The sequence below is a fragment of the Gelidibacter sp. genome (assembly GCF_035577925.1).
Lineage (GTDB): Bacteria > Bacteroidota > Bacteroidia > Flavobacteriales > Flavobacteriaceae > Gelidibacter.
Map to the genome: position 1 here is coordinate 1 of NZ_DATJCY010000249.1, position 11,004 is coordinate 11,004.

Annotated in this window: 9 protein-coding genes; 5 read left to right on the top strand and 4 right to left on the bottom strand. The window is 35.4% G+C overall.

Annotation, left to right across the window (positions count from 1 at the left end; translation table 11 throughout):
- The 4 genes from VNJ50_RS09990 to VNJ50_RS10005 all read right to left on the bottom strand — a co-directional run.
- On the bottom strand, positions 1-450 hold a 450-nt coding region (locus VNJ50_RS09990), incomplete at its 3' end, for a response regulator (RefSeq protein WP_325581444.1).
- A 189-nt stretch (positions 451-639) separates the two neighbouring features.
- Complete coding sequence (locus VNJ50_RS09995) at positions 640-1,947, bottom strand: TolC family protein (protein ID WP_325581446.1); 1,308 nt, start codon at positions 1,945-1,947, stop codon at positions 640-642.
- Positions 1,948-2,151: 204 nt separating this feature from the next.
- Positions 2,152-2,541: a PIN domain-containing protein gene (locus VNJ50_RS10000; RefSeq protein WP_325581448.1), complete on the bottom strand. Its 390-nt coding sequence runs from the start codon at positions 2,539-2,541 to the stop codon at positions 2,152-2,154.
- Positions 2,528-2,734 carry a type II toxin-antitoxin system VapB family antitoxin gene (locus VNJ50_RS10005; protein ID WP_325581449.1) on the bottom strand — a complete coding sequence of 69 codons (207 nt, stop codon included), beginning with the start codon at positions 2,732-2,734 and terminating at the stop codon, positions 2,528-2,530. The genes VNJ50_RS10000 and VNJ50_RS10005 overlap by 14 nt, the downstream gene beginning before the upstream one ends.
- 523 nt (positions 2,735-3,257) lie before the next feature.
- Here VNJ50_RS10005 and VNJ50_RS10010 point away from each other — a divergent pair.
- The 5 genes from VNJ50_RS10010 to VNJ50_RS10030 form a co-directional block, all read left to right on the top strand.
- On the top strand, positions 3,258-4,508 hold the full coding sequence (locus tag VNJ50_RS10010; RefSeq protein WP_325581450.1) for an efflux RND transporter periplasmic adaptor subunit: 1,251 nt from the start codon (positions 3,258-3,260) through the stop codon (positions 4,506-4,508).
- A 200-nt stretch (positions 4,509-4,708) separates the two neighbouring features.
- On the top strand, positions 4,709-7,072 hold the full coding sequence (locus VNJ50_RS10015) for an ABC transporter permease (protein WP_325581452.1): 2,364 nt from the start codon (positions 4,709-4,711) through the stop codon (positions 7,070-7,072).
- 98 nt (positions 7,073-7,170) lie between these two features.
- Positions 7,171-7,875 carry an ABC transporter ATP-binding protein gene (locus VNJ50_RS10020; protein WP_325581454.1) on the top strand — a complete coding sequence of 235 codons (705 nt, stop codon included), beginning with the start codon at positions 7,171-7,173 and terminating at the stop codon, positions 7,873-7,875.
- Positions 7,876-7,906: 31 nt separating this feature from the next.
- The gene (locus VNJ50_RS10025) at positions 7,907-10,306 is read left to right on the top strand and encodes an ABC transporter permease (protein ID WP_325581456.1); all 2,400 of its coding nucleotides are present in this window, start codon (positions 7,907-7,909) and stop codon (positions 10,304-10,306) included.
- Between the two features lie 68 nt (positions 10,307-10,374).
- A partial coding sequence (locus VNJ50_RS10030) for an ABC transporter permease (RefSeq protein WP_325581458.1) occupies positions 10,375-11,004 on the top strand: 630 nt, incomplete at its 3' end.

Sequence of the window (11,004 nt, forward strand, 5' to 3'; positions counted from 1 at the left end):
GGCTGAGGTTCCAATAATGGGATTTTCAGGATAAATGCTTTTCGTCGAAATAGAAGCTTCCGAAGTTTTATTTTGTTTTAAGGCCTCGGCTAAAGTGTTGAGCAATTGTTCGTTTTGCCAAGGTTTTACAATAAAATCTGAGGCGCCTAATTTTAAGGATTTCACCGCCAAATCAATCGCCGCATACGCTGTAATCATCACTACAGCGGTTTTAGGGAATTTACTTTTGATTTCTCTCAACCAAAAAAGTCCTTCATTTCCGGTGTTGAGTGCGCTTTTAAAATTCATATCCAAAAGCACAACATCCACTTTTTCACGCTCAAGAATAGCTCGGAGATTTTCCGGATTACCTTCGGTCAGAATCTTTTTGGTTTTTGGACCTAACAGAATTTTTACAGCTGTCAGCAGGTCTTTATCATCATCAACAATAAGTATGGTGGAGTTTTTCATAGAGCAAAAAAGGTTTTAACTAGTGCCGATAAATTTTGAAATAAAAAAGCCGATATAATTTACTATTTATTTTGCAAGTAGTAGGTAAATTCATCAATTTAAAGGACGCTATAAAACAATGGCAATATTCGCTTTATTTTATGTCAAAACAAAGGCATTTTTATTAAATATCAGGTGATATGGTTCCTGTCAAAACTCCAATTTCCCCAAATAATAAGCATTCAAATAGGTTTGTAAAATCCATTCGTAGTGCTTGATAACCATTTGGTTTTTACTGTTTTCCCATTTGTTTTTTGCAGTTAAAAGCATCACCGAATTGCTGGCGCCCAAATCAAATTTTGTCTGTGCAACGCGATAGCTTTCCTGATAATTCGTTTCTTGCTCTACTAAGTTTTGATAGTTTTTTTCGGTCATTGTCAAATCAAAAACTGCTTTGGAGGTGGCTTCGCGCAAATTATTTTCCACAATTTCCTTTTGCCATTCGACATCCATAAAATTCAGTTTTGCCTTTTTAACCGTATTTCTAACCGTAAAACCATTAAAAATAGGAATGTTGAGATTTAACGAAAGATATTTTCCCAAGTTGTTTTCATTCTGATCCCAAAATTTCACATCACTCGAATTTGAGTAACGTGTACTCATTCCAGCATTTAAGGAAAGTGACGGATAATAGGACGATTGCGCCATTCTGATGTTCTGTTTTGCTTCTTTAATGCGCCAATCCCACAGCGCATAAAATGGACGTTGTTTTCCGGTTTCAAACAATTCGGAAGTTGTAGAAATAGAAGTTTCCATAACCGTTAAAGGTTTAAGTTCTGACAGTTTCTCTACAGATTGATGTAAAAGTCCGGCCAATCTAATACGGCTGTGAAAAAGATGTTGTTCGGAGGTCGATACCACATTTTTATTTTCACTAAAAGCACCTTTAAGATCATGATAATCACCCGGATCGATATTGCCTTCTTCAAATAAAGTTTCTGCTTGTTCAAACTGTTCCTGCGTTAGTAATAATTGATTTTCAGCTTGCTCTAATAAATCTTTGGCTGTTAAAACCGTGATATAAGCTTCAATCACATCCAAAATCAAGGTTTCTTTCTGAGCTTCATAATTTAAACTTTCCGCTTTATGAGCAGCGGCTTGCTTTCTAATGTCATGAAAAATTTTGAATCCGTTAAACAAATACATGCCAGCACCAAGCGATGCATTGCCCGATGAAATGGTTTGTTCGATAAATTGATTGGTGGTCGGGTCGATGTTTTTCCCTTGACTCCAACTGTGTCCGATATTACCATTGACCGAAGGCAGTGCATTTTGCCAAGCTTGGCGTTTATCAATGTTTTGGAGTTCGTATTGAAGTTCAGCACGATGGATTGCGGGATTGTTTTTTAAAGCCATTTCAATGCATTGTTCCAACGACCAATGATCTTGTCCGAAAGTCCAAGTGGAAATTAGAAGTAAAGCAGTATTGATAATCCAAAGGATAATGTGTTTGTACATAATTTAGAATCTTTGGAAAAGGCTTTTGCGATTGTTATGCCAATAATTTAAATTATTGATTTACAGTATTTTGATTGTTTTTATGGAATTGAATATTGTTCGGAATCGAACAGGTTGTGTTCGGAATTGAACGGTGGATTTTAAATAAAAAAGAGAAAACCGTGGAATAAATTTAGAGATTGAGGTTTTTAACAATGTTTTTGCTCAATTTGTTAGGACTTCAAAATTTAGATGGTTGCTCATCATCTTAAAATGTTTGTCAAAACTGAATAAGCTTATTTTTTCATCAATGACTTGTTGTAATATAATTAAATCGGGAATTCCTACTTTGTTAATTCCATTTTGAAGATTCAATAATTGATAAGTTCTTATTGCTCCCCAATCAATTTTTAAAGGAATTTTTTCAAGGGCATATAATCCATCTAATATATCAAGTCGATTTCGATGTTTTAAAATGGGATGAAGCTCAGTCAAGATAATATCATTAATGCAAGCAAAGCCTTCATTTAATAAATCATCCATTAACTGAATATTTCCATTTTTAAAATATTCTATCCACACTGAGCTGTCTATTAGTATTTTATAATTCGACATCTTTTCTTTCTCTTAAAGAGTCCAAATCAATGTCAAAATCAAAGGTTCCTTTTAAAGTAATTAACCTTTTTCTTTTAATGGAATCAATATAAGCTTTCAATGCTTTTGTGATCAACTGATTTTTAGTTTTAGCATTGGATAACTCCATAGCTTCGTCCATCAATCTTTCAGGAATAGTTATCGTAGTTCTCATCGTTTTTTGTGTTTATTGACATCAATATTGATGCAATATAATGATTTTTTATAAATTATTCGTTCTTCTAAACAAGCTTTCTATAGACTAAAGTTTTTATTATTAGAAGTGTAATCATGAAGTGTTTTTTGAGAAATTAAAGCAAAGCATTAATTAAGAACACTATTGGCTTCGCTAATCAAAAAACAAATAGGTTTATATTTCACAAAATAATTTTCTCTAAATATGTAAAGTAATCATTCAACATAATCACCGGAACGGGTATAAGTTACGCACGTCAGGACAGAATAAATGTAATTTCATTAGCTTCTTTAGGTGCATAAAATGAAGTTATTCTCATCAAAATATTTTCAACCGTGTTTTTCAAATCTGTATTAAGAATACTGTCCACCATCGAACAATAACTGTCCGATATCGAACACTCCTAATAGTATTTTTTTTGTTTATATTGTTGATAATAAGCTATTTGTATTTGTGGCACAACTTTCCTTATGTCCTATCTGAAAAATAATATTATTACACAATGGATCGAGTTATCGAAAAAAAGAAATGGAACGCAAAACGCATTGGAATCATCGTTTTTACCCTATTATTAATTGGTTTAATAGCTTTTAGCTTTTTAGGAACGCAAGGCGGACGGAAATTAAATGTTGATAAAGAACGCTTATCAATTTTTGAAGTCAAGGAAGCTGTTTTTCAAGAGTTTATTCCGGTGAATGGAACCGTTTTGCCCATTCGTACTATTTATTTGGATGCTTCTGTGGGTGGAAGAGTTGAAGAAAAATACGTGGAAGATGGCGCGGTTCTTAAAAAAGGAGATCCGATTTTAAAACTGTCCAATACCGATTTGGAATTGAGTTTGGTGAATCAGGAAATCCAAGTGCTGAATTTGTTGACGCAAGCGCAAATTGCAAAAACGAGTGCGCAGCAGGTTTCTATTTCCAACCGCAATCAAATGGCGGATGTTGAACAAGGATTGATTGAAGCCAAACGGATTTATGAACTCAATCAAAAATTATTTGATAAAGATGCTATTGGTAAACAAGATTATTTAAAGAGCAAAAACGAATATCTGTACCAAAAGGAAAAAGTAGAATTGACCAAACAAATCCTCAAACAGGATTCTACTTCGTCCATTCAAAAAGTATTTCAGGATCAGGAAACTTATAACAGAACGCAAAGTGCATTGGAATTGATGCGACAAAAAGTGGGCGATTTGGTGGTTCGTGCGCCAGTTGATGGGCAATTGACGTCTTTTGATGCCGAAATAGGACAGAGTAAAAATGCCGGTGAACGCTTGGGGCAAGTGGATGTTTTAACCGGATATAAAGTGAATGCCGACATTGATGAACATTATATTAATCGTGTTTTTATTGGTCAGAAAGCAGAATTTAAATTGAAGGATGAAAACTACGATCTTAAAATCACCAAAGTTTACAGTCAGGTAAAAGACGGAAAATTTAGAGTGGATTTTGAATTTGCCGACAAAACACCAGAATCCATCCGTCGTGGACAAAGTCTTCAAATTCGTTTGGCACTGAGTGATGAAACTTCAGCTTTATTATTGAAAAAAGGTGGGTTCTATCAACAAACAGGTGGAAACTGGCTATTTATTATCGATAAATCTGGTCAAACGGCTTATCGAACCGATATTCAACTGGGCAGACAAAACCCTGATTATTATGAAATTTTAGATGGTCTTCAGCCTGGTGATCGTGTAATTATTTCAAGTTATGAAGGTTATGATAAAATTCAGCAATTGAATATTAAATAGATCAAAAGACTTGGTACACGACAAAAATTATATTTGATGGATTTTCCTTGATTTTCTACCCCTGCCCTAAAGGGTGAATCAAGGAAAATTGGGCTCCCTTTAGTCCCGATAGCTATCGGGAGGGGCAAAACCGATTTTTGTCGTGTGCTAAATCCAAAAGAGAATTAAAATTTTTTAACAACGCAAATAAATTAACAACAATGCTAAAAAACTTTATAACACTAACATTTAGAAATCTGTGGAAAACCAAGGGTTATAGTTTCTTGAATATTTTTGGTTTGGCCGTAGGGATTGCTGCCGCTTCCTTGATTTTTCTTTGGGTAGAAGATGAAGTCAACTATAATGATTTTCCTAATAAGGATGCACTTTATATTGTAAATTCCAAACAGTTTTTTGATGGCAATGTGGCTGTGTTTTCGGCAACTCAAGGACCTTTAGCGCCTGCAATTGAAAGTGAAATTCCCGGAATCCAATCCGCAGTGAGATTGGATTGGGGAACCAAAGCATTATTTTCGGTTGACGAAAAACGTCTTTATCAGCAAGGTCGGTATGTAGATCCTGGGTTTTTAAACATGTTTTCTGTTCAGTTTTTAAGTGGAGATTCAAATTCAGCTTTAAACGACCTTAATAACATTGTTTTGAGTGAAACTGCTGCCCAGAAACTTTTTGGTTCTGTGGATGTTATCGGAAAAATTATTCTTTTGGATAACGATCAGAGTTATAAAGTGTCGGGAGTGGTTAAGGGTTTTCCTAAAAATAGCAGTTTTGCATTTGATTGGTTGGTTCCTTTTGAAAATTTTGAAAAGAAAAATGAGTGGCTAAAAACCTGGAATAATAACGGTATTATCACTTTGGTCCAAACCGAACCGCATGCCGATATCGCCACGATTAATAGTCAAATAAAAGATTTTGTTCAAAAGAAAGTAAATAGTGATTTCTATACTTCAGAGAATTTTATTTATCCGATGACCCGTTTAAAAATGTACAACAACTTTGATAAATCGGGCAATGAGCAAGAAGGAAGAATCAAATACGTGCGTTTATTCAGTTTTATAGCTTGGGTGGTTTTATTGATTGCCTGCATTAATTTTATGAATCTTTCTACAGCACGTTCTGAAAAAAGGGCCAAGGAAGTGAGCATGCGAAAAGTGATGGGAGCGGGTAGAGGTTCTTTGATTCGCTCGTTTTTGGGAGAATCATTTGTGTATGCTATTTTGGCAACTTTAGTAGCAGTAGTTTTAGTTTGGATCTTTTTGAAACCGTTTAATACTATGGTAGATAAGGATTTGATGATGCAACTTTTTTCGCCTTTACATCTTGGGTTTTTATTGGGCATTATTTTTATATGCGGATTGGTTTCAGGAAGTTATCCGGCGTTTTATTTATCATCTTTTAACCCGTTATCAGCTTTAAAAGGTGTAAAACGAAAAGGAGGATCTGCCGGAATGATTCGACGCGGATTGGTCATTTTACAATTTACCGCAGCTATTGTATTGATGATTTCTACCGTACTCATATATCAGCAAATTCAACATGCCAAAAACCGTGATATCGGATTTGAAAAAAGCCAAGTAATTACAACGTCTTTAAAAGGCGATATGTACAAACATTTGGAGGTGATAAAATCGCAGTTATTGGCAACTGGTGTTGTTGATAAAGTAGGATTGGCCAATAGCAATGTTTTGAATATTGGATCGAATGCCAGCGGTTTTGACTGGGAAGGAAAAGACCCCAATGCTTCGGTTTTGATAAGTATGCTTACAGCTGACGCCGATTTTATTCCGAGTTTGGGAATGGAACTAGTTGACGGTCGAAATTTTTATACCGATTTGACCAAAGAGCAATTATCCTTAATAATCAATGAAACGTTGGCAAAATTAATCCAAGAAGATGGCTTGGTTGCTGGAAAAACTATAGAAAGGAATGGTCAGCAGTATACCATCACGGGCGTTGTCAAAGATTTTATCTTTAATGATGTTTACACCGCAGTGGAACCATTAGTTATTTTTCCTTTTGAACAGAATTTTGGCGTTTTGTATCTAAAAACCAAAGCATCTGCTGATTTACCACAAACATTGGCCAAAATTGAGCAGGTCATCAAATCCCAAAATCCTGAATATCCGTTTGAATACAAGTTTTTGGATGAAACCTTCAATGATTTATTTTATTCAGAATTGCTGATCCAACGCTTATCACAGGTTTTTGCCATTTTGTGCATTATTATTTCTTGCTTGGGATTATTTGGTCTGGCGGCTTATTCTGCCGAAATCCGAGCTAAAGAAATCAGTATTCGTAAGGTGCTTGGGGCTTCGGTCAAAGAATTGGTGATGATGCTCAATAAAGAGTTTTTGGCACTGGTGGCACTTTCTGCACTGATTGCTTTTCCTATTTCATGGTGGATTATGAATTCATGGATTGAAAATTTTGAATATCACATAAAAATTCCTTGGACACTTTTTGTAGCCATCGGATTGTTGGCCATGTTCATTGCTTTACTGACCATAAGTTCACAAGCGTTAAAAGCAGCGTTGACCGATCCTGCCAAAATGCTGAGAGACGAATAACATTTGAATTTCCTAAAACATTAACAAGATAAAAATATAAATAAATAAGATTTTCGACATTAAAACTTGCGAATTTCCTATCAAAAAAACAAACTATTATGATAAACATCAACGACCTAGACAAAGTTTACCGCACCGAAGAAATTGAAACATTGGCATTAAGTAAAATAAAATTGCACGTCAAAAAAGGAGAATTTTTGGCGGTCATGGGACCTTCGGGTTGTGGGAAATCCACACTTTTAAATATCATCGGATTATTGGATGATATTGATGGTGGAAGTTACCTGTTTAACGAAACCGAAGTGTCTCATTTTAATGAACGCAAACGCGCAGAATTGAGAAAGCACAACATCGGATTTGTATTTCAGAGTTTTAACCTGATTGATGAATTAACGGTTTATGAAAATGTAGAATTGCCACTCATTTATACCAACGTTCCGAAAGCTGAACGTAAAAAAATGGTGGAAGCCGTTTTAGAAAAAGTACAAATTATGCACCGTCGTAATCATTTTCCGCAGCAATTATCGGGTGGGCAGCAACAACGTGTGGCAGTGGCAAGAGCTGTGGTGACCAATCCAAAAGTGATTTTGGCGGATGAGCCAACAGGAAATTTGGATTCCACAAACGGAAACGAAGTGATGCACATGCTTACTGAACTGAACGAATCTGGAACTACCATTGTGATGGTAACGCATAGCGAACACGACGCCAAATTTGCCGATAGGATTGTTAGAATGTTGGACGGACAGATTATTATGCAGCAAGAACGTGCTGTAAAAAATGTAGAGTTACAGCAGGAGTAAATCTCTGAATAGCACACTTAAAACAAGAATTATGATTAAATATTATATCCGGATTGCATGGCGAAGCCTTCTAAAAAACAAGTTTTTTACGCTTCTGAATATCTCCGGATTAGCGGTGAGTTTGGTGGTCGCTATTTTTTTGTTGACCTATGCCAAAGAGGAACTGAGCTTTAATTCGAGTTTTTCAAAAGGAGCAAATATTTACCGGGTAAATATGGTAACTTCTGAAAGCTATAATTTTGAGAAGTGGACACAACTACCTAATTCTGTAGGTTTGGCAATGTTGCAAGATATTCCAGAAGTAGAAGAAATGTCGCGTTTGGTACGTTATAATTTTGGTGGAACTTCATCTTTGCGAAGCGACAACAAGAATTTCTTAATAGATGATTTTTATCTGGTAGATGCTGCGTTTTTTGAACTTTTTGATTTTGAGTTTTTGGAAGGCAATAGCACAACGGCTTTTGAGAGACCCAATAGTATTGTAATTTCAGAAAGTGAACGGCAACGGATTTTTGGTGATCAGCCCGCCATTAATCAGCAGATTACCATCAATCAAAAAAACAATTTTACGATTGCAGGCGTTTTTAAGGATCTACCCGAAAACACAAGTTTTGAAGGTGTTTTTTACGCCAATATTTTAGATTCGTGGATGGGCAAAAATGTGTATTGGTCCAATGCTAGTTATGAAACCTACTGTCTGTTAAATCCTAATGCTGATGTTGCTAAAGTTCAAAAAGAAGCCACCGCATTAATTGATAAATATGTCGAAAAAGGCGATCAGTATTTTACAGAATTTCTTCTACAGCCTTTGTCCAAAATTTATTTGTATTCCAATGATCTTGCACATGGTTATTCTTCAAGATTGGGAAATATTAATCACGTTCGGATGTTTTTTATTTTGTCTTTTCTGATTTTAGGAATGGCGGTCATAAATTATACCAATCTGGCAACGGCGCGTTCTCAAAATAATGCCAAAGAAGTAGGGATCAATAAAGTGCTGGGTGCCGACAAACAGCAAATTCGATGGCGCTTTTATATAGAAACGGCTACACTTTCTTTTATAGCTGTGTTATTTGCAATTTTATTAAGTGTTTTGATACTTCCATTTTTTAACTCATTAACTGATAATGATTTTACGATTTCCCGATTATTAGCTTTAAATAATATGGTTTTATTTATCGGATTATGGTTGCTGATCAGTTTAGTAGGCGGAAGTTATCCTGCTTTTGTGATGTCAAAAATGCCCGCTATCGGATTGATGAAAAAATGGGTCGGAAGAAATAATCTATCCGAAAACATCCGAAAAGGTTTGGTGGTTTTTCAATTTACCTGTTCGATTATTCTGATTATTGGTGTGATTATCATGAATCAGCAAATGCAATTTGTAAAGGAAAAAGATTTGGGATATCAACCTCATAAAGTGCTCAGTATTCCTGTTCGTGGCATTTCATCTTCGGAGCAATTAAATAGCTTACAACAAGAAATTAGAAATCTGGCGGCAACCCACGAGGTCACGATTGTGCAAACTTATCCAGGAGGTGGCGAAAGTGGAAGAACTGTTTCTAAACCAAATTCTTCTGGTGAAGGTTTGCCTATAAGTTCCAATAATAGTCTTGGACCAGTGGTTTCTACTTTGGGTTTGCATCTGCTTGCTGGTGACGATCTACCAAAAAATATTGCAAAAGGAGATTCTACTGCTTACGTTTTGATAAATGAAGTGATTTTAACCTATCTGGGATATAGCAATCCGCAAGCTGCTATCGGGCGAAAAATTCCAATCCATTGGTCGTCGGAAGCAGAAATAAAAGGCGTAGTGCGGAATTTTAATTTCGGGAATCTTAAAGAAAATATTGGTGGCTATCTATTTTACAAAATGAATGACGCGCCAGATGGTTATAGTGATTTGCTGATAAGTTATAATTCGCAAAATGCAAGTTCCTATTTGCAGCAAGTACAATCTATTTTTGAAAAAATAGTTCCTGAATCGGCTTTTGATTATTTGTTTTTAGAAGATTATTTAAAAAATCAATACAAAGCTGATGATCGTTCGGAAGCTATTTTAATGGTATTTTCTTTTCTCGCCATTTTTATTGCCTGTCTTGGTTTGTTTGGATTGGCAGCTTTTACAGCAGAACAACGTAAAAAAGAAATCGGGGTGCGTAAAGTTTTAGGCGCCAGTGTTTTGGAAATCGTACAGTTGTTATCCAAACAGTTTTCTGTATTAATTCTTTTGGCATTGCTGATTTCCATTCCGTTGGGTTGGTGGATTTTTTCGGAATGGCTGAATGATTTTGCCTATCGTATTCAAATTTCATGGGATGTTTTTGTGTTTGCCGCCATTTTGGTGGTGCTCATTGCTGCTGTTCCTATCGGGTTTCAGTCGTTTAAAGCAGCACGGAACAATCCGATAAAAAGCTTGAGAACGGAGTAAAAACTAGACCTAACAGTTCCGATAGCTATCGGAACTGTTAGGTCTATAAAAAACTTAATAAAAAAGACATGTTTAGAAATTATATCAAAATAGCTTCTCGGAATCTTTGGAAGAATAAATTAATCAGTGTTATCAATATCCTCAGTTTGGCTATTGGTATCAGTGCTGTGGCAGTTATTTATTTATCGGTTCAGCACGAATTGAGTTTTGATAAACACGCACTTCATAAAGAAAGAGTTTTTCGTGTGGTTTGGAGCGATATTGAAGATAGGGATTTTAATATTCCTGGAGTGGAATCTCCTTTGATAGAGATTGTGGAAGACGAAATTACGGGCATAGAAAAAGTGATACCTTTATTTGAATGGTATGATTTTGAAGTACATATTCTGAACAAAGAGGGCAACGAAAATACTTTTTATAAAGAGGAAGGTGTGGTGCTCACCAATTCCGATTACTTTTCGATATATCCACATCATTGGCTTTCTGGCAATCCAGAGAGTTTAAATACACCCAATAAAATAGTGTTAAGTGAGAGGGATTTAAAATTGTTTTTTCCAGGTTCCGATGCAGAAGAAGTTTTGGGAAAAACAATAATTTACGAAGATGAAATTTCTTTCGAAGTAAGGGGAGTCGTAGAAGAAATGGCTGAAAATTCCGATTTTAAATTCACAAGTTTTATTTCTTTTAATAGCATTCCT